At 76.7% G+C, this 17,702-nt stretch carries 17 protein-coding genes; 13 read left to right on the top strand and 4 right to left on the bottom strand.

The features are described 5' to 3' along the window. Positions 1 to 228 precede the first annotated feature (228 nt). Together ACWIZO_RS08120 and ACWIZO_RS08115 are read left to right on the top strand one after the other, a co-directional pair. Positions 229 to 828: a TMEM165/GDT1 family protein gene (locus ACWIZO_RS08120; protein ID WP_448641986.1), complete on the top strand. Its 600-nt coding sequence runs from the start codon at positions 229 to 231 to the stop codon at positions 826 to 828. A gap of 50 nt (positions 829 to 878) precedes the next feature. Beyond that, the gene (locus ACWIZO_RS08115; protein ID WP_448641985.1) at positions 879 to 2,339 is read left to right on the top strand and encodes a diguanylate cyclase domain-containing protein; all 1,461 of its coding nucleotides are present in this window, start codon (positions 879 to 881) and stop codon (positions 2,337 to 2,339) included. On the opposite strand, the gene ACWIZO_RS08110 is transcribed toward ACWIZO_RS08115, so the two are convergent. Beyond that, a complete protein-coding gene (locus ACWIZO_RS08110; protein WP_448641984.1) occupies positions 2,320 to 2,898 on the bottom strand; it encodes a TetR/AcrR family transcriptional regulator in 579 nt (192 codons plus the stop codon). The two genes, ACWIZO_RS08115 and ACWIZO_RS08110, sit on opposite strands and share 20 nt — an antisense overlap. A 77-nt stretch (positions 2,899 to 2,975) precedes the next feature. On the opposite strand from ACWIZO_RS08110, the gene ACWIZO_RS08105 reads away from it, so the two are divergent. The 3 genes from ACWIZO_RS08105 to ACWIZO_RS08095 are packed head-to-tail and all read left to right on the top strand — an operon-like array spanning position 2,976 to position 5,203. Next, a complete protein-coding gene (locus ACWIZO_RS08105; RefSeq protein ID WP_448641983.1) occupies positions 2,976 to 3,368 on the top strand; it encodes a hypothetical protein in 393 nt (130 codons plus the stop codon). A gap of 42 nt (positions 3,369 to 3,410) precedes the next feature. Continuing rightward, a complete protein-coding gene (locus ACWIZO_RS08100; RefSeq protein WP_448641982.1) occupies positions 3,411 to 4,379 on the top strand; it encodes an ABC transporter ATP-binding protein in 969 nt (322 codons plus the stop codon). Further along, a complete protein-coding gene (locus tag ACWIZO_RS08095) occupies positions 4,376 to 5,203 on the top strand; it encodes an ABC transporter permease (RefSeq protein WP_448641981.1) in 828 nt (275 codons plus the stop codon). Before ACWIZO_RS08100 ends, ACWIZO_RS08095 begins: the two co-directional genes overlap by 4 nt. Before the next feature lie 84 nt (positions 5,204 to 5,287). On the opposite strand, the gene ACWIZO_RS08090 is transcribed toward ACWIZO_RS08095, so the two are convergent. After that, the gene (locus ACWIZO_RS08090; protein ID WP_448641980.1) at positions 5,288 to 5,764 is read right to left on the bottom strand and encodes a VOC family protein; all 477 of its coding nucleotides are present in this window, start codon (positions 5,762 to 5,764) and stop codon (positions 5,288 to 5,290) included. 27 nt (positions 5,765 to 5,791) lie between these two features. On the opposite strand from ACWIZO_RS08090, the gene ACWIZO_RS08085 reads away from it, so the two are divergent. Further along, the gene (locus tag ACWIZO_RS08085) at positions 5,792 to 6,634 is read left to right on the top strand and encodes a helix-turn-helix domain-containing protein (protein ID WP_448641979.1); all 843 of its coding nucleotides are present in this window, start codon (positions 5,792 to 5,794) and stop codon (positions 6,632 to 6,634) included. A gap of 4 nt (positions 6,635 to 6,638) precedes the next feature. On the opposite strand, the gene ACWIZO_RS08080 is transcribed toward ACWIZO_RS08085, so the two are convergent. Beyond that, the gene (locus ACWIZO_RS08080) at positions 6,639 to 7,550 is read right to left on the bottom strand and encodes a haloalkane dehalogenase (protein ID WP_448641978.1); all 912 of its coding nucleotides are present in this window, start codon (positions 7,548 to 7,550) and stop codon (positions 6,639 to 6,641) included. 106 nt (positions 7,551 to 7,656) lie between these two features. On the opposite strand from ACWIZO_RS08080, the gene ACWIZO_RS08075 reads away from it, so the two are divergent. After that, entirely contained in the window at positions 7,657 to 8,412 is a 756-nt protein-coding gene (locus ACWIZO_RS08075) for a MerR family transcriptional regulator (protein WP_448641977.1), read from the top strand. Positions 8,413 to 8,533: 121 nt separating this feature from the next. Beyond that, positions 8,534 to 9,625 (top strand): FUSC family protein, encoded by a 1,092-nt coding sequence (locus ACWIZO_RS08070; RefSeq protein WP_448641976.1) that lies wholly within the window; start codon positions 8,534 to 8,536, stop codon positions 9,623 to 9,625. Between the two features lie 31 nt (positions 9,626 to 9,656). Here ACWIZO_RS08070 and ACWIZO_RS08065 read toward each other — a convergent pair whose 3' ends face one another. Then, on the bottom strand, positions 9,657 to 10,451 hold the full coding sequence (locus tag ACWIZO_RS08065; RefSeq protein ID WP_448641975.1) for a methyltransferase domain-containing protein: 795 nt from the start codon (positions 10,449 to 10,451) through the stop codon (positions 9,657 to 9,659). Between the two features lie 173 nt (positions 10,452 to 10,624). Between ACWIZO_RS08065 and ACWIZO_RS08060 the strand changes: the two genes are divergently transcribed. Genes ACWIZO_RS08060 through ACWIZO_RS08040 form a run of 5 tightly spaced genes read left to right on the top strand, consistent with a single transcriptional unit; the run spans position 10,625 to position 17,670 of the window. After that, positions 10,625 to 13,189, top strand: a complete 2,565-nt coding sequence (locus ACWIZO_RS08060) for an ATP-binding protein (protein WP_448641974.1) — start codon at positions 10,625 to 10,627, stop codon at positions 13,187 to 13,189. Further along, positions 13,186 to 14,784 carry an ATP-binding protein gene (locus ACWIZO_RS08055; protein ID WP_448641973.1) on the top strand — a complete coding sequence of 533 codons (1,599 nt, stop codon included), beginning with the start codon at positions 13,186 to 13,188 and terminating at the stop codon, positions 14,782 to 14,784. Before ACWIZO_RS08060 ends, ACWIZO_RS08055 begins: the two co-directional genes overlap by 4 nt. Next, on the top strand, positions 14,781 to 15,167 hold the full coding sequence (locus ACWIZO_RS08050) for a response regulator transcription factor (protein ID WP_448641972.1): 387 nt from the start codon (positions 14,781 to 14,783) through the stop codon (positions 15,165 to 15,167). Before ACWIZO_RS08055 ends, ACWIZO_RS08050 begins: the two co-directional genes overlap by 4 nt. Further along, positions 15,164 to 16,243, top strand: coding sequence for a HEAT repeat domain-containing protein (locus tag ACWIZO_RS08045; RefSeq protein WP_448641971.1), 1,080 nt, complete (start codon positions 15,164 to 15,166; stop codon positions 16,241 to 16,243). Before ACWIZO_RS08050 ends, ACWIZO_RS08045 begins: the two co-directional genes overlap by 4 nt. After that, positions 16,243 to 17,670 carry a glycosyltransferase family 2 protein gene (locus tag ACWIZO_RS08040; protein ID WP_448641970.1) on the top strand — a complete coding sequence of 476 codons (1,428 nt, stop codon included), beginning with the start codon at positions 16,243 to 16,245 and terminating at the stop codon, positions 17,668 to 17,670. The genes ACWIZO_RS08045 and ACWIZO_RS08040 overlap by 1 nt, the downstream gene beginning before the upstream one ends. The last annotated feature ends 32 nt before the right edge of the window (positions 17,671 to 17,702 follow it).

Below are 17,702 nucleotides of genomic sequence, written 5' to 3'. Positions count from 1 at the left end.
CCGCACGCACGCGGTTTGCCGCCGCCCGTCGGCTAGGCTCGACGGCCGAGAAGGGGAGTAGCCCCCCGTCCGCTGGTCGACATGCTGGCGCGCCACCCGTGGTGGCCGCCCGGTCAGCGGGCCCGCGCCGCGGCGTGGGTGGGCGAGACCTTCGACCGCAGCAGTGTCCCCACTGCCGGTCGGAGGCGCGCGCCCCCGCCCGGCGGTGCCGAGCAGAAGTGAGTCCCCGTGCTGGTCCTGTCGGTCGTCGCGACCGCGTTCGCCCTCGTCCTGCCGGTGGAGCTGCCGGACAAGACGCTGTTCGCCAGCCTCGTGCTGGCCACCCGCTTCGCACCGCTGCCGGTCTTCGTCGGCGTCGGCACCGCCTTCGGCCTGCAGGTGGCCATCGCGGTCACCGCCGGGAGCCTGCTGAGCCTGCTGCCGCAGGCAGTGGTCACCGGCGTGGTGGCGGTGCTGTTCCTGGTCGGGGCGGTGCTGCTCTGGCGCAGTGCGGCCGAGGGGCCCGAGGACGGCGGGGAGGCGGCCGACGCGCGGGAGCGGACGTCGTTCCTGCGGGCCGCGGCCATCTCCTTCGGCGTGCTGTTCGCCGCGGAGTGGGGGGACCTCTCGCAGCTGGCCACCGCCGGCCTGGCCGCCCGCTTCGACGCGCCGCTGTCGGTGTTCGTGGGGGCCTGGGCGGCGCTGCTCACCGTGTCGGGCCTGGCGGTGTTCCTCGGCAAGACGCTGGCCGACCGGCTGCCGGTCGCGCTCATCCGCCGGGTGGCGGCGGTGCTGTTCGTCGTCTTCGCCCTGTTCGCCGTGGTCGAGACGGTGCGCGCCCTCACCTGATCGGGGGAACGGCGCTGCAGCCGCCGGCGGTGCCGGCCGTTGCTTCTGGCATGACCGTCTCGACCCTCCCGGACGAGCGCACCGCGCTGCGCGCCCGACAGGCGGAGCTGCTGCGGGACCTCGACGTGCTCGACGCCGGGGAGGACGCCGAGCTCGCCGCCGTCGTCCGGCTGGCCGCCGCCGTCACCGGCCTGCCGCACGCGACGGTCAACCTGCTCGACACCTGCCGGCAGCACCAGCTGGTGACCCACGGGTTCGCCGGGGCCTCGACGCCCCGGGACGAGTCGCTGTGCTCGGCCATGACCGCGGGGCCGCCGCGGGTGCAGGCGCACCCCGACCTGGCCGCGGACCCGGTGCACGCGGGCAACCCCTGGGTGGACGGCCGGCGGGCGCACGTGCGCGCCTACGCCAGCGCCCCGCTGGTCGTCGACGGCCTCACCGTCGGCACGCTGTGCGTCTTCGGCAGCGAGCCGCACGTCTTCCCCCCGGAGACCCGGGACCGGCTGGCCGACCTGGCCGCCGTCGTCGTCGCGCTCTTCCAGCGCCGCCGGCAGTCCCGCCGGCTGGCCGACCTGGCCGTGGCCACGGCGGCCGCGCGCGACCAGGCCGAGGCCGCCGCGGCGCACCGGGCCCGGTCGGAGGCGTTCACCCGGGCACTGCTGGAGGCGCTGCCCGTGGCGGTCGTCGCCGCCGACGCCGACCGGCGGATCACCCTCCTCAACCGGGTGGGCCGGGGCTGGCTCGGGCTCCCGGACGACGGGGCCGACGCCGCCGGGGACACCTGGCTCACCGACGAGACCGTGCGCGCGTCCGGCCTGAGCACCCCGGCCGGCCGGCCCCTGGAGCTCGCGGAGGTCCCGCTGGCCCGCGTGTACACCGAGGGGCGGGTGCGCGACGCCGAGCTGGCCATCACCCGACCCGGGGAGCCGGTGCGGTACCTGCGCTCCTCGGGCGCCCGGGTGCTCGGCACCGACGGCCGGCCCGCGGGCGCGGTCATCGCGGTCACCGACGTCACCGACCAGCGGGAGCTGGAGAGCCGGTTGCGCGCGGCGGCCCTGCACGACGCGCTCACCGGACTGCCCAACCGGGCGCTGCTCCTCGACCGGATCGAGCTGGCCCTGCGGGCACAGGAGCGCGACGGGGTGCCCGCGGCGCTGCTCTACTGCGACCTGGACGGCTTCAAGACGATCAACGACACCCTCGGCCACGCCGCCGGGGACGCGGCGCTGCTGCGGATGTCGGCCGTCCTGCGCGACACCGTCCGCCCGGGTGACACCGTGGCCCGCATCGGCGGCGACGAGTTCGTCGTGCTCTGCCCCGGCGCCGCCACCGAGGCGGCGGCCCGTGCACTGGCCGCCCGGATCGGGCGGATCCTCGACGCCCCCGCCGACGGCGGTCCGGCGCTGCACTCGAGCACCGGGGTCGCCCTCTCCCGCCGCGGGGACACCGCCGACGACCTGCTGCGGCGCGGTGACGCGGCGATGTACGAGGTCAAGCGCTCGCGCCGCTGACCGCCGGGGACAGCAGCGCCAGGCGGGTCACCAGCGCGTCGACCTGCGCGTCGAGGTCGGGCCACGGCAGGTCCGGTCCGCCGGCGCGCAGGGTGACCACCCCGTGCAGCGCCGTCCACACCAGGACGGCGTCGGCGCGCGCGTCCCGGCTGGCCGAGCGGCCGGTGGCGGCGCAGGCCTGCACGGCGCCGACCAGGACGTCGAAGGCCCCGCCACCGGAGGCGGTCCGGCGCGGCCCGAACATGGCGCGGTAGCGCGCGGGCGCGGCCAGTCCCGCCCGCACGTAGGCGCGGCACCCCGCGCGCAGCCGGTCGGCCGGGTCGGCGAGGTCCGCCGTCGCCGACCGGACCGCCGCCACGAGCTCGGCGAAGCCCTGGTCCACCACCGCGTCGAGCAGCGCGGACAGGTCGGCGAAGTGCCCGTAGACGGCCGGGGCGCTGACGCCCGCCTCCCGCGCGACCGCGCGCAGGGACACCGCCTCGACCGACCCGGTTCGCTCGAGGAGGGTGGTGGCGGCGGCGAGCAGCTCGGCGTGCAACCGCCCCGGAGTGCGGGTCATGATCTGCACTTTACATGCGTTAAGCAGAGCGCTACGGTTGCAGTGCTTTACACGCGTTAAGAAGCGAGGAGCCTGCCATGCCACTCATCCCCGACCTGCCTTGGTCCTCCGGTCGTCCGGCCGACGGCCCGGGGGTCGTCCTGGTCACCGAGCTGCACCTGCGCCGGCTGGTCGACGTCCCCGCCTTCCTCTTCGCCTCGATGTCCATCCAGCGCCAGGTGGCCGGCTCCCCCGGCGCGCGGGCGCTGCTGCTGCGCGCCCGGCCGCTGGCCCGCACGTTCACGACCGTGTCGTGGTGGGACGACGAGACCGCGGTGCGGGCCTTCGCCCGCACCGACCCGCACCGCGGCGCGATGCGGTACTGGACGCCCCGGCTGACCGCCTTCTCCAACCGCACCCTGCCCGGGGACGGCACGCCGCCGACGGTGGACGGCGCCCTCGCCGCGGCCGCCGCTGCGCCCTCGGCGTAGTCCCCGCGGCAGGACCTGCCCGGGGTGGCACCATCGCCGGGGATGGATGCCGCCGTGGAGGTCGCCGACCTCGTCAAGCGCTACCCGGGCCGGCCGGTCGACGCGGTCGCCGGGGTCTCGTTCACGGTCGCCCGCGGCGAGGTGTTCGGCCTGCTCGGCCCCAACGGCGCGGGCAAGACGACGACGATCGGCGTCCTCACCACCCGCGTGCTGCCCACCGGCGGGACGGCCCGGGTGGCCGGCGTCGACGTGGCCGCCGACCCGGTCACCGCGCGCAGCCGGCTGTCGGTGGTGCCGCAGCGATCCAACCTCGACCGGTCGCTCACCGCCCGGCAGAACCTGGTCTTCCACGCCGCCTACCACGGCCTCGGCCGGGCCGAGCGCAACCGCCGGGCCGACGAGCTGCTCGAGCGGCTGGGCCTGGGCGACCGCGGCGGCGACAAGGTGGACGACTACTCGGGGGGCATGGCGCAGCGGCTGCTCATCGCCCGGGCGCTGATGCACGCGCCGCAGGTGGTCTTCCTCGACGAGCCGAGCACCGGGCTCGACCCGCAGGCGCGGCTGTTCGTGTGGGAGCGGGTGCGCGAGCTGCGGGCCGACGGCGTGACCGTCGTCCTCACCACGCACGACATGGAGGAGGCCGCCGAGCTCGCCGACCGGGTCGGGATCATGGACCACGGCCGCCTGCTCGCCCTGGACAGCCCGGCCGCCCTGACCCGGTCGCTGCCCGGCAGCGCGACGCTCGACGTCGACGTCGAGCGCGCCGACGACGACACCGACGAGGCCGTGCTCGCCGCGCTGGGCGCCCTGCCCCAGACCGAGCGGGTGGAGCCGGTCACCGACGCGGCGGCCCTGCGCGCCCGGCTGTACCTGTCCGCGGACGCGGCGAGCACCGTCGGCCCGGTGTCGGAGACGCTGGTGGCCCGCGGCGCCCGGCTGACCGGCGTGCGGATCGGCGAGCCGAGCCTCGAGGACGTCTTCCTCAGCCTGACCGGACGGGAGCTGCGATGACCGCCGTCGAGACACCGCGCACGCCGGCCGCCGCCCCGCGGCGGGTCGCGCGGCCCGCCGTCGGGAGGGCGTTCGCCGCGCTGCTGTGGCGCGACGTGTTCGTCACCGGCCGCGAGTTCGTGCCCTTCCTGCTGCAGGTCGTGCTCCAGCCGGTGTTCCTGCTGTTCGTCTTCGGCAAGGTGCTCACCGAGCTCGGCTTCACCACGAGCGGCTACGCCGACGTCCTGCTGCCCGGCGTCGTCGCGCTGGCCGCCTTCCTCACCGCCCTGCAGAACACCGCGCTCCCGCTGGTCATCGAGTTCTCCTTCACCAAGGAGATCGAGGACCGGCTGCTCGCGCCGCTGCCGACCGCGCTGGTCGCCGTCGAGAAGATCGTGTTCGCGGCGCTGCGGGCGCTGGTGGCGGCCGCGGTCATGTTCCCGATCGGCCGGTGGGTGCTCGGCTCGCTGCCGGTGACCTGGTCCGACGTCCCGCTGCTGACCGCGTTCCTGGTGCTCGGCTCCCTGGTGGGCGCCGCCATGGGCATGGTGCTCGGCACCTTCGTGAAGCCGAACCGGATCAACGTCGTCTTCGCCGTCGTCCTGACGCCCCTGCTGTTCACCGGCTCCACCCAGTTCCCCTGGCCGGCCCTGGAGCAGCTGCGCTGGTTCCAGGTGGTGTGCGCGGTCAACCCGCTCACCTACGTCAGCGAGGCGCTGCGGGCGGAGATGGCGCCGCAGGTGCCGCACCTGCCGCTGGGCCTGTGCGCCCTGGCGCTGGCGGGCTTCCTCGTCGTCCTCGGCTGGCTCGGCCTGGTCGGCTTCCGCCGCCGGGCGCTCGACTAGGGGAAGGACCCCCTGCCCCCACCACTCGCGAGCTCGCGGCGGGGCCCTGCAGGAGGCCGGCTGACCGGACGTCTCCGACGCAGGTCACAGGCTCCCCGACGAGGCCCACTCGGCGAGGCGGCGCTCGGCCTCCTCGGGGCTGACGTCCTCGACGCGCGTCATGACCGCCCAGCGGTGGCCGAACGGGTCGTAGAGCGAGGCGAACCGGTCACCGGTGACGAAGGTGGCCGGCTGCTCGCGCACGGTGGCGCCGCGCTCGACCGCCCGCGCCACGACGGCGTCGACGTCGGCCACGTAGACGCAGGTGGAGCTGCTGACCAGGTCGCCCTCGCGGCTGGGCGCGGTCAGGCCGAACCGCGGGTCCGGGTCCCCCAGCTGCAGGCGGCCGAGGCCGAGGTCGAGCTCGGCGTGCGGGACGGTGCCGTCGGGCCCGTCCATGCGGCTGACCGTGGTCGCGCCGAACACCTCCTCGTAGAAGCGGATCGCCTCGGCCGCCGGGGAGCAGACGAGGAACGGGGTGAGGGTGGTGTAGCCGTCGGGCCGGCCGTCGGTGATCGCCATGTCGGTGAGCCTGCCTAGGCTCCGGCCGTGCCGTCTTGGACGAACGCGACAGCCCCGACGACCCGCGGCGTCCTGCGGCCCGCGGCGACCGCCCGGGTCGCCGACCTGCGCCGCGACGCCCCGGTGCACCCGGCGCTCGAGCCCTTCGTGGAGCGCTACTGGTCGGTGCGCTGGGACCGCGCCGGGCAGCCGCCGTTCCGCTCGGAGGTGCTCAGCCACCCCAGCGTCAACCTGTCGGTGGAGACCGGCACCGAGCCGCGCTTCGGGACGCCGCTGCCGGCGGTCCTGCTGCACGGCGTGGTCACCCGGCGGTTCTCCGTGGACCTCACCGGCGCCGGCCGGGTGACCGCGGCGAAGTTCCGCCCCGGCGGCTGGGTGGCGTTCGGGGGGCGGCAGCCGGCCCGCGACCGCGTCGTCCCCCCGGCCGACCCGCGCCTCGACCCCGGCGCGCTGCTGGCCGCCGTCCTGGCCGAGGAGGACGACGACGCGCGGGCCGCCGTCCTCGACGCCGCGCTCGCGCCGCTGGCCCCGGAGCCGGCACCCGCCTACGCCGAGCTGCGGGTGCTGCTCGAGCGGATGGCCGCCGACCGCTCGCTCGTGCGGGTCGACCAGGTCGCGGTGCTGGCCGGTACGAGCACGCGGTCGCTGCAGCGGCTGTTCGCCGGCCACGTGGGCGTCAGCCCGAAGGCCGTGCTCGCGCGGTACCGGCTGCAGGACGCCGCGGCCGCGATCGACGCCGGTGAGGGCGACCTGGCCGGGCTGGCGGCGTCGCTGGGCTGGTTCGACCAGGCGCACTTCAGCCGCGACTTCCGGGCCGTCGTCGGCGTGCCGCCGTCGGCCTACCTGGCCCGCGCCCGCGCCGACGGCTGACCGCTCAGGGCAGGGTCGGGATCCAGTCGGCCAGCGCCCGGCCGATCGCGTGCGGGCTGTCCTCGGGGACGAAGTGCGACCCGGGCACCGTCACCTCGGTGACCGACGGCCACTTGCGGACCAGCGCCCGTGGCCGGCCGACCAGGATCGACCCGGGCTGTGCGTCGAGGAACAGCTTCGGGACGGCGCTGGTGCGCAGCCAGTACCCGTACTGGGCGACGACGTCGCGGACCAGCGGCGGGACGTTCTCGATGGGCAGCTGCCGGGGCCACTCCAGCGTCGGCCAGCGGTCCTCGCGCTCGCGGAAGGGCTGCCGGTAGCGCTCGTGCGCCTCCGGGCTCAGCCCGCGCAGCACCGAGGCCGGGAGGATCCGCTCGACGAACACGTTCTTGTCGAGCACGGCCGCCTCGCCGTCGTCCCCGCGCATGGTGCGGAAGATCTTCCGCGCGTCGGCCGGCCAGTCGGCCCAGGTCAGCGGGCTGACGATCGCCTCGGTGAACGCCAGGCCGCGGACCGCCTCGGGGTGGTGGTGCGCCCAGTCGAAGCCCAGCGCGGAGCCCCAGTCGTGCAGGACGAAGGTGACCCGGCGCTCGACGCCGACGGCCTCGAGGAAGTCGGCCAGGTGGGCGGCGTGGGCGAAGAAGGAGTAGGTGCCGCGCTGCGGGTGCGGGAGCTTGCCCGACTCCCCCATGCCGACGAGGTCCGGCGCGATGCAGCGCCCCAGGTGCTGGACGTGCGGGATGACGTTGCGCCACAGGTAGGACGACGTGGGGTTGCCGTGCAGGAAGACGATCGGGTCACCCTCGCCGACGTCGACGTAGGCCATCTGCGTCCCGCGCACGGTCACCCGCTGACGGGGGAAGTGGTCCTCGGGGGAGACCCGGTCGTCGGCGGAGAGGTCGTCCTGGGCGGTCACCCCGGCATCCTCACCCAGGCGCCGTCGCCGCGCCGTCCGGGGATCGCGCTTGACCCTGACGCGACGTCAGGCTGTGCACTCGTCGTCGTCAGGGAGGAGGACCTGCGTGAACGTGGGAGAGGTGGCCGCGCTGGCCGGCGTCACGGTGCGCACGCTGCACCACTACGACCGCATCGGCCTGCTGTCACCGTCGGGCCGCACCGCGGCCGGCTACCGCCGCTACTCGGCGGCGGACCTGGACCGGCTGCACCAGGTGCTGCTCTACCGCGAGCTCGGGTTCCCCCTCGAGGAGGTCGCGACCCTGCTGGACGACCCGTCGGCCGACCCCGCCGAGCACCTGCGCCGGCAGCACCGGCTGCTGCGGGACCGACTGGAGCGGACGCAGGCGATGGTCGCGGCCGTCGAGAAGGAGATGGAGGCGATGACCATGGGGATCTCGCTGACCCCGCAGGAGCGGTTCGAGCTGTTCGGGGACTGGCTCCCCGAGGAGTACGAGCAGGAGGCCGAGGAGCGCTGGGGTGACACGGAGGCGTGGTCGCAGTCGCAGGCGCGGACCCGCTCCTACACCAAGGAGGACTGGGTGCGGGTCCAGGCCGAGGGCGAGCAGGTCGAGGCGCGGATGGCCGAGGCCCTGCGGGCCGGCGTCGCGCCCGACTCGCCGCAGGCGATGGACCTCGCCGAGGAGGCGCGGCAGCAGATCAGCCGCAACTTCTACGACTGCTCCCCGCAGATGCACGCCGGCATCGGCCGGATGTACGTCGAGGACGAGCGGTTCACCGCGCACTACGAGCGCCGGGCGCCCGGTCTGGCGCAGTGGGTGAGCGCCGCCGTGCAGGCCAACGCCGCCCGCCAGGGCGCCTGAGGTCCTCCAGCGCACGTCCGCGGAGGTGCTCCGCGCACCTCCGCGGACGTGCCCGGAAGGCGTGAGCGGAGCGCCACCCCGGTGTGACGGTCCGTTGCTGAGCCGGTCATCCTGGTTCTCCGTGGAGACCGTGTGGGCGCTGCTGCGCCGTCCGCCCGTGCAGCGGGGGGTGCGGGCCGCGGTCGCCGCCGGGCTGGCCTGGCAGGTCGCCGTCCTGCTCCCGCCGCTGCTGTCCGACTACGCCTACTACGCGCCGCTGGGCGCGGTGATCGCGGTGCACCCGACGATCGCCGACTCCGCGAGCGCGGCCTGGCGCAGCGTGCTCGCCATCCTCACCGGCTTCGCGCTGACCGTCGCCGTCCACGAGGCGGCCCGGGCCGCGCCGAGCGCCCTGACCGTCGCGCTCATCGTGGCGCTGGCGGTCGCCGTGGAGCAGGCGCGGCTGTGGCGGGAGCAGGCGAGCTGGGTCAGCTTCGCCGCCGTCCTCATGCTCACCGTCGGCCTCGACGACCCGACCGCCTACGTCCTCCGCTACGCCGGGCTCACCCTGCTCGGCGCGGCGATCGGGGTGCTGGTCACCACCGTCCTGTTCCCGCCGCTGCAGCTGACCCGCGCGGTCGAGCGGATCGCCCGCACCCGCTCGGCGCTCGCCGCGCACCTGCACGACGTCGCCGCGACGCTGCGCGAGGGCCGGGTGCCCGACCCCGCCGAGTGGGCCGACCGCTCCGCGGCGCTCGACCGCGCGCTCGACCGGATGCGCTCCGCCGAGGCCCAGGTCGAACGCGCCCGCCGGGCCAACCCGCGGGCGCACCGGTGGCAGGGGCGGGCCTCCGGCATCCGCGAGCAGAGCCGCGCACTCGACCGCGTCGCCGTCCTCGTCGACGACCTCACCTCGCTGGTCGTCGAGTTCGCCCCGCACCGCCGCGGGATCGACCGGGTGGACGCCGGCACCGGCTGGGTGCTCGCCGACGCCCTCGAGGGGCTGGCCGGCGTCGTCTGCACGCCGCACCACCGCACCGACGGGACGACGGCCGACGAGCGCGACGAGCGCATCGCCACCGCGGTCGCCGCCCTCGACCGGCTGGTCGACCTGCTGCGCGACAGCACGGTCTCCGACGAGGAGGGGTTCTTCGCCCTCGGCGCCGTCGCGGTGGGTGTCCGGCGCGGGCTGATGGCGCTCGGCGCGCACACCCGGCGGGCACCGGTGGCCTGAGCCAGGCGGTGGGGGAGCCCGCGGCGCGCGCTCAGACGCGGACGAGCAGCTCGCCGTGCAGCACGCCCAGCCAGCCGTCGTCCGCGGCGGCCCAGCGCAGCCACGCCGCGGCGACCTCCTCCAGCTCCGCCGGCGTGGCCAGGCCGTGGGCGCGCGCCTGCTCGGCGAAGGAGGAGGCCTTCGCCCGGCCGGCCCACGAGCGACCCCACCACTGCCGCTCGGCGGGCGTGGCGAAGCACCAGGAGCCGGTCGTCGCGATGAGGTCGCGCAACCCCGCCGCGTGCGCCCAGGCGACGAGTCGGCGCCCGGCGTCGGGCTCGGCGCCGTTGGCGCGGGCCACCCGCGAGTAGAGGTCCAGCCAGCGGTCGAGCCCCTCGTCGGCCGGGTACCAGGTGAACGTCGCGTAGTCGGCGTCGCGGACCGCGAGCAGCCCGCCGGGCCGGCACACCCGCGCCATCTCGCGGAGGGCGGCCACCGGGTCGGTCAGGTGCTGCAGCACCTGGTGGGCGTGGACGACGTCGAACGCGTCGTCGGGGACGTCGAGGGCGTAGGCGTCGCCGACGGCGAAGGTCGCCGGCACGCCCTCCCGGGCGGTGAGGTCGCGGGCCTCGGCCAGCGGGTCGGCGGAGACGTCGAGTCCCAGCACCCGACCCGGGGCCACCCGCCGGGCCAGGTCGACGGTGATCGTGCCCGGCCCGCACCCCACGTCCAGCACGTCGAGGCCGGGTCGCAGGTGCGGCAGCAGGTACCGGGCGGAGTTGTCCGCCGTGCGCCACCGGTGCGCCTGCAGGACCGGCTCGGCGTGGCCGTGCGTGTAGGTGTCCACGCTCCGGATCCTGCACCGCCATCCCATTTGACGGAACGGCTTTCTCGTCAGATGGGATGACCGGTGGTCCGCCGCGGGCACATGTCGATCGCTGAGGGACGCCGATCGGGCAGTTCGTCATCCGGTTGGACACGACGCTTCACCCCGGCTCCCCTCCTGCCGATGCTCGTCCCGTGAGTCACACCCGCCCCAGCGGTCCCGGGGCCCTCCTCGGCCGGCTGCCCTGGCCGGCCGTCACGGCCGGCGCAGCCGCCGCCTACGCCGGGACCGTCCTCCTCGGGCGGCTCACCCGCATCGAGGGCTCACCCCTGGCGCTGGTCTGGCCGGCCGCCGCGGTGGGCATCCTCTGGCTGGCCCTGTCGTGGGGCCGGCACCGGCGGCGGCTCGTCGTCGACACGGTCGTGCTGGGCGCCGTCGCCTCGGTGGTGAACGCGCTCACGGGCGCGTCGCCGGGTCTGGCCGTGCTCCTCGGGCTGTCCAACGTGCTGCTGTCCGTGGTCGCCTGCTGGGTCCTCCGCACGCTGCAGCAGCGCTGGGGGACGACCCCGTGGCGGCTGCGCCGCAGCGCCGACCTGGGGGCGCTGGTCCTGGCCGCCCTGGCCGGCTCGGCAGCCGCGGCGGCCGTCGGGCCGGTCGCGCTGTGGTCGGTCCAGGGCGTCGACCTGCCCACCACGATGGGTGCCTGGATCCTGCGCAACGCGGCGGGCGCCTTCGTCTTCGGCGCCGTCGTCCTGCGGCTGGCCGACCCCGGGCTGCCCCCCGTCCTCCGCGACGCGCGCCAGGGTGCCGAGCTGGCCGCCGTGGGGCTGGCTGTTGCGGTCGGCTACACCGCCGTCTTCGGCCAGCCGGTGCACCTGCCCCTGGCCTTCCTCCTCCTCCCGCTGAGCATGTGGCTCGCCCTCCGGTTCGACACGACCGTCGCCGCCCTGCACGTGCTGGTGGCCGGGGTCTTCGTCGTGGCGCTCACCATGGACGGGCGGGGCCCCTTCGCCGTCGGCGACGCGTGGGTGCGCGTGCTGCTGGCCCAGGCGTTCGTCACCGTCGCCGGCCTCGTGGCCCTCGTCCTCGCCCTGCACCGGGACGAGCGGCAGCGCCTCATCACCCGCCTGGAGCGCGCCCGCGCCGACGCCGACGCGCAGGCCCGTCTCGCCGAGCAGGCGATGGCGCACAAGTCGGCCTTCCTCGCCACCATGAGCCACGAGATCCGCACGCCGCTCAACGGCGTCCTGGGGCTGACCACGCTGCTGCGGGACACCGACCTCGACGACCGGCAGCGGGCCTGGGTGACGGCGGCGGACCGGTCCGGCCAGGCGCTGCTGCGGATCGTCAACGACGTCCTGGACACGGCCAAGATCGAAGCCGGCGCGGTCGACCTCGAGGAGGTCGTCGTCGACCTGCACGAGGTCCTCGAGGAGGCGGCGCTGCCAGTGCGCGCTGCCGCCGAGGGCCGCGGGCTGAACCTGGTCGTGACCACGGCCCCGGGGCTGGTCGCGCGCCGCACCGGCGACCCCACCCGGCTGCGCCAGGTGGTGGGCAACCTGCTGTCCAACGCGGTGAAGTTCACCGAGACCGGCTCGGTGACGGTCACCGTGGAGGGGGACGCCGGAGAGCTCGCGCTCAGCGTCGCCGACACCGGCATCGGCATGACCGGCGCCCAGCTCGGACGCGTCTTCACGCCGTTCACCCAGGCCGACGCCTCCACCACGCGGCGCTTCGGGGGTACCGGGCTCGGGCTGTCCATCACGTCGGGCCTGGTCGAGCGGATGGGCGGGCGGATCACCGTCTGCAGCGCCCCGGGCCAGGGCACCACCTTCCGCGTCGAGCTGCCGCTGCCCGCCGTCCGCGGGACCGCTCCGGCCGCCGCGCCGGCCGCCGCCGTGCGGGCTGACCTCGGCGGCGCCCGCGTGCTGGTCGCCGAGGACAACGAGGTCAACCAGCTGGTGGCCCGGACGACCCTGGAGGCACGCGGCATGCGGGTCGACGTCGTCCCCGACGGCGCCGCCGCGGTCGCCGCCGTGCTGACCGGCGACTACGACGCCGTCTTCATGGACTGCCGGATGCCGGTCGTGGACGGGCTGGAGGCCACCCGCCGGATCCGCGCGCTCGAGGCGGCCGAGGGCCGCCCGCGGCTGCTCGTGATCGCGCTGACCGCCAGCGCCCTGGTCGAGGACCAGCTCCGCTACCGGCAGGCCGGGATGGACGGCTTCCTGCCCAAGCCCTGGACCGCCGAGGAGCTCGAGCTGGCCCTCGACCTGGTGCGGGCGGCGGTGTCCGGCACCCCGCCCACCGCCGCGGCTGCGGCCCTGCCGGTCACCGGCGACGCCCTCGGTACCAGCGGCGACGACCTCGGCGCCGTCCGCGCGCGCCTCGACGAGTTGTTCGAGGACGTCGACCCCGCGGAGGCGGCCCCGGTGCGCCGGCAGGTGCTCACCGCCTTCCTCGACCGGACGGCGCAGCTGCTCGCCGACCTCACCGCGGCCGCCGCCACCGGCGACCGAGCCGCGGTCGCCGCCGCCGCGCACGCGGTCAAGGGCAGCGCCGGCACGGTCGGCGCCGCCGCGCTGGCCGCCCTCGCGGCCACCGTCGAGGAGCGGGCCGGGGTCTCCGGCGCCCTCGGGCCGCCGCCGCCCACCGACCGGCTCGCGGCCACCTTCGCCGCGCTGGCGCCCGGGCTGGCGGAGCTCTCCGCGCCCGTCCTGACCACCCCGACCGCCCCCCTGCCCCGGGACGCCTCGTGACCACCGCCCCCGCCCGCGCGCTGCCGGACTGGCTCGCGCTGCTGCCCGCGTTCGCCGACCAGGTGCCCGACCTGACCGTCTGCGTCCTCGACCGCGGGCACCGCTTCGTCCTCTGCCACGGCCCCTGGCTGACCCGCCGCGGCCTGACCGCCGTGGACGTGCTGGGCCGCACGATCCGCGACGTCGTGCTGTCCTCCTTCTCCGAGGGTGTCGACGACCTGGTGGGCGCGGCGCTGGCCGGGCGACCCGGGCAGGCGGAGTTCGTGGTCGACTACGCGGCCGTCAGCGGCGCCCCGACCGCGGTGTGGGACATGACCGCCGCGCCGGTGGCCACCCCCGACGGTGCGCCGATGGTGCTGCTGACCTGCCGCGACGTGGTCGGCGCCCGCATCGGCGACGCCGCCCGCACCAGCAGCGAGCAGCGGTTCCGGACCGCCTTCGACACCGCGCCGACGCCGATGGCGCTGCTGGTCGCCGCCGCCGCGCCCGCACTCGCCGAGGTGGCCCAGGTCAACACGGCCCTCACCCGGCTCGTGGGCCGGGCCGCCGGGGACCTGCTCGGCTGCGACGTCGGCCCCGCCGCGGCCGCCGGCCAGCTGGTCGGCACGGAGCTGCCCGGGCTCGTCGAGCGGGCGCTGCGCGGGGAGACCGACCTCGCCGTCGACACCTGGCTGCGGCACGCCGACGGCACGCGGGTGCCGGTGTCGGCCGCCAGCTCCCCGCCGTTGCCGGCCACCGCCCCGGACGGCACCGTGCGCACCGAGCTGGTGCTCGTGCTGCGCGACACCACCGCGGAGCTCGCCACCCACCGGGCGCTCACCGAGGCGCTGGCCGGTGAGCGGCGCGCCGCCGAGCACCAGCGGCGGCTGGAGACCCTGCGCGGCGACTTCGTCTCGGCCGTCTCCCACGAGCTGCGCACGCCGATGACCGGCATCCTCGGCAACCTGGAGGTGCTGCTCGACGGCGACGCCGGCCCGCTCACCCCGATGCAGGCGCTGATGCTCGCCACCGTCGAGCGCGAGTCGCAGCGGCTGCGCCGGCTCATCGAGGACCTGCTGACGACGGCGCGCATCGAGTCCGGGGCGGCGACCGCGCCCGAGGTGGCCGACGTCGACCTGGCCGCCGTCGCTGCAGCCGCGGCGCGCGAGGTCGCCGGTCAGCTGACCCGCCGGGGCCAGCGCCTGGTCCCGGACCTCGCCGGGCCGGCCTGGGTGCGCGGCGACGCCGGCGGGCTGCGCGGCGCCGTCGCCGAGCTGCTGTCCAACGCCGCGAAGGTCAGCCCGGCCGGCGCCGTCGTGCGGCTGTCGTGCGGCGCGGACGGCGGCGACGTGCTCGTCGTCGTGGCCGACTCCGGCCCGGGCATCCCCGACGCGGAGCTGCCGCACGTCTTCGACCGCTTCTTCCGCACCGCCCACGCCGGCGAGCAGGCCCTCCCGGGCACCGGCCTGGGCCTGTCGCTGGTCGCCCACACCGTCGCCGCGCACGGCGGCAGCGTCGCGGCCGAGTCCGGCCCCGACGGCGCCGTCTTCACCGTCCGCCTCCCGGCGACCGCGCCCGCGGCCGCCGTCCCCGACCTCCTCCGGAGCCTCGCATGACCCACGTCCTGGTCGTCGACGACGACCCCGCCATCGCCAGCCTGGTCGCCTTCAAGATCGGCCGGCTCGGTGCCCGCGTCACGGTGGAGGCCGACGGCGAGGCCGGCCTGGCCGCGGCCCGCCAGCTGCGCCCCGACCTCGTCGTCCTCGACTGGATGATGCCGCGGATGAACGGCCTGGAGGTCTGCTCGGCGCTGCGCGCCGACGCCGACCCGCAGGTGGCCGGCGTGCCGGTCATCCTGCTGACCGCCAAGGCCCAGGAGAGCGACGTCGAGCGCGGCTTCGTGGCCGGCGCCACCGACTACGTGGTCAAGCCGTTCAGCCCCCGCGAGCTGGTCAGCCGGGTCACGGCCGCCCTGCCGCCGGGCAGCCTCGGCGCGTGAGCACGCTGTCGGCGGCGGCCGTCGTCGCCACGCTCGTCCTCACCGCCGCGGTGCTGCTCCTGCTCGCCGCGGTCGCCGTCGAGCACGCCCGCCGCGGCCGGCGCGCGGCCGCCGACGAGCGCCGCCGCGCCGAGCTGACCCCGCTGGTGTACGCCGCCCTCGACGACGACGAGGACGGCGCCGCGGCCCTCGCCGGACTGGAGCAGGCGCCGGCGCCGCTCGACGACCTGGTCCTCGACCTGCTGCCCCAGCTGCGCGGCGCCGACCGCGCGGCGCTGGGCCGGCTGCTGGTCCGCCGCGGCGTCGTGGCCCGTGCGGCGGCCGACCTCTCGGCCCGCGCGCCGTGGCGGCGGGGCCGCGCGGCCGCGCTGCTGGGCAACGCCGCCGACCCCGCGCACACCGCCGCCCTGACCGCGCTGCTGGCCGACCGGGCGCCCGACGTCCGCTGCGCGGCCGCCCGCGCACTGGGCAAGGCCGGCGACCCCCGGGCCGCCGGCCCGCTGCTGCAGGCGCTCGCGCGCTCGCGCCGGGTGCCCGCGGGTGTCGTCGGCATGGCGCTGCTGGACCTCGGCACGCCGGTCCTGCCCGACCTGCGCGCGGCCGTCGCCGCCGCGCCCTCCCCCGCCGCCCAGGCGCTGGCCGCCGACCTGCTCGGCCTGCACGGCGACGTCGAGGCGCTCGCCCCGCTGCTCGGCCTGGTCGCCGACCGGGCCCGCCCCGTCGCCGTCCGCTGCAGCGCCGCCACCGCACTCGGCCGGATCGGCGTCCCCACCGCCAGCCCGGCGCTGGGCGCGGCGCTGGCCGAGGCGGCGGTGCCGGCGCTGCGCCGCGCCGCCGCCGAGGCCCTGGGCCGGGTCGGCGACGACGCGGCGATCGACCTGCTGGCCGCCGCGGTGGCCGGGGACGACGACGCCGTGCGCGCCGCGTGCGCCGACGCGCTGGCCGGCGCCGGGGAGGACGGCCGCGCGCGGCTGGCCGCGCACGCCTGGCGCTCCGGCGCCGTCGGGGAGGCCGCCCGGGCGGCGCTGTCCAACCGGCCGCGCCCGCGCGACGCCCGGATCCGGACGGCGGCGTGATGCGCGAGATCCTGACCGGCGTCGTCACCACGCTCAACTGGGGCGTGCTCGGCTACGTCCTGCTGCTGGACACCTCGATGCTGCTGCTGGTGCTGGTCGGCGCCCGGCGGGTGGTCACCAACCTGCGCTGGGTCGGGTCGGAGGGGCTCGACCGGGTCTTCGCCAGCCCGCTCACCCCCGGCGTCTCGGTGCTCGTGCCGGCGCACGACGAGGAGGCCGGCGTGCTCGACACGCTCGCCGCCGTCCTGGCGCAGCGCTACCCGCTGCTGGAGGTCGTCCTCGTCGACGACGGCTCCACCGACCGCACCTTCGACCTGGTGGCCGAGCGCTACGGCCTGACCCCGGTCACCCCGCGGTGGACGGCGGACACCCCGGTCGAGGGCCGCGTGCTCTCGGTGCACCGGGCCACCACCGGCGACCCGCTCACCGTCGTCCGCAAGACCAGCGTCAAGCGCCGCTCCGACGCGCTCAACGTCGCGCTGAACCTCGCCCGGCACCCGCTGGTCTGCATGGTCGACGCCGACTCGCTGCTCGAGCCCGACGCGCTGCTCAAGGTGGCCCGGCCCTTCATCGAGGACCCCGAGCACGTCGTCGGCGCCGGCGGGGTCATCCGGACGGCGAACGCGGCGCTCACCGACCGCGGCGCCGTGGTGGAGCCGCGGCTCTCGCGTCGCTGGCTGGTGCGCATCCAGGCCGTCGAGTACCTGCGCTCGTTCCTCCTCGGCCGCACCACCTGGGCCGACGCGGACGCGCTGCTGATCATCTCCGGCGCGTTCGGGCTGTTCCGCCGCGACGCCGTGGTGGAGGTCGGCGGGCTGGACCCGCGGTCGCTGGCCGAGGACGCCGAGCTCGTCGTCACGCTGCAGGAGCACCTGCGCCGCGCCGGCCGGCCCTCGCGGATGGTGTTCGTGCCCGAGACCGTCTGCTGGACCGAGGTGCCCGAGACGTGGTCGGTGCTCGGCCGGCAGCGCCAGCGCTGGTCGCACGGGCTGGCCCAGCTGCTCTGGAAGCACCGGCGGATGGTCGGCAACCCCCGCTTCGGCGCGGTCGGGCTGCTGGCGCTGCCGTTCTTCCTGGTGTTCGAGCTGCTCGGGCCGGTCGTGGAGGTCGCCGGGCTGGCCTCGGTCGCGGTGGCCGCCGTCCTCGGGCTGCTCGACCCCGGCACCGCCGCGCTCATGGTCGGCGTAGCGCTGGCGCTCGGGGTGCTGGTGTCGACCGCGGTCGTCGCCGTGGAGGAGTTCACCTTCCACCGCTACCGCAGCGGCCGGGACCTGCGCGCGCTGCTGCTGGCCGGGGCGGTCGAGAACCTGGGGTACCGGCAGCTGCACGCCTGGTACCGGCTGCGGGGACTGCTCGCGGCGCTGGCCCGCCGGGACCCGGTGTGGACGGCGATGCCCCGCACCGGCTTCACCACCGTCGAGGCGTAGGGGCTCCGGCGACGCCGGGACCACCTCGCGGG

The organism is Geodermatophilus sp. URMC 63 (assembly GCF_053502565.1).
This window is presented reverse-complemented; position numbering and strand designations above follow the sequence as displayed.

Bases quoted from the DNA above. Each gene is read 5' to 3' on its own strand.
- ACWIZO_RS08115 (WP_448641985.1), top strand. From the start codon at position 879: ATGACCGTCTCGACCCTCCCGGACGAGCGCACCGCGCTGCGCGCCCGA.
- ACWIZO_RS08110 (WP_448641984.1), bottom strand. From the start codon at position 2,898: ATGACCCGCACTCCGGGGCGGTTGCACGCCGAGCTGCTCGCCGCCGCC.
- ACWIZO_RS08105 (WP_448641983.1), top strand. From the start codon at position 2,976: ATGCCACTCATCCCCGACCTGCCTTGGTCCTCCGGTCGTCCGGCCGAC.
- ACWIZO_RS08100 (WP_448641982.1), top strand. From the start codon at position 3,411: ATGGATGCCGCCGTGGAGGTCGCCGACCTCGTCAAGCGCTACCCGGGC.
- ACWIZO_RS08095 (WP_448641981.1), top strand. From the start codon at position 4,376: ATGACCGCCGTCGAGACACCGCGCACGCCGGCCGCCGCCCCGCGGCGG.
- ACWIZO_RS08090 (WP_448641980.1), bottom strand. From the start codon at position 5,764: ATGGCGATCACCGACGGCCGGCCCGACGGCTACACCACCCTCACCCCG.
- ACWIZO_RS08050 (WP_448641972.1), top strand. From the start codon at position 14,781: ATGACCCACGTCCTGGTCGTCGACGACGACCCCGCCATCGCCAGCCTG.
- ACWIZO_RS08040 (WP_448641970.1), top strand. From the start codon at position 16,243: ATGCGCGAGATCCTGACCGGCGTCGTCACCACGCTCAACTGGGGCGTG.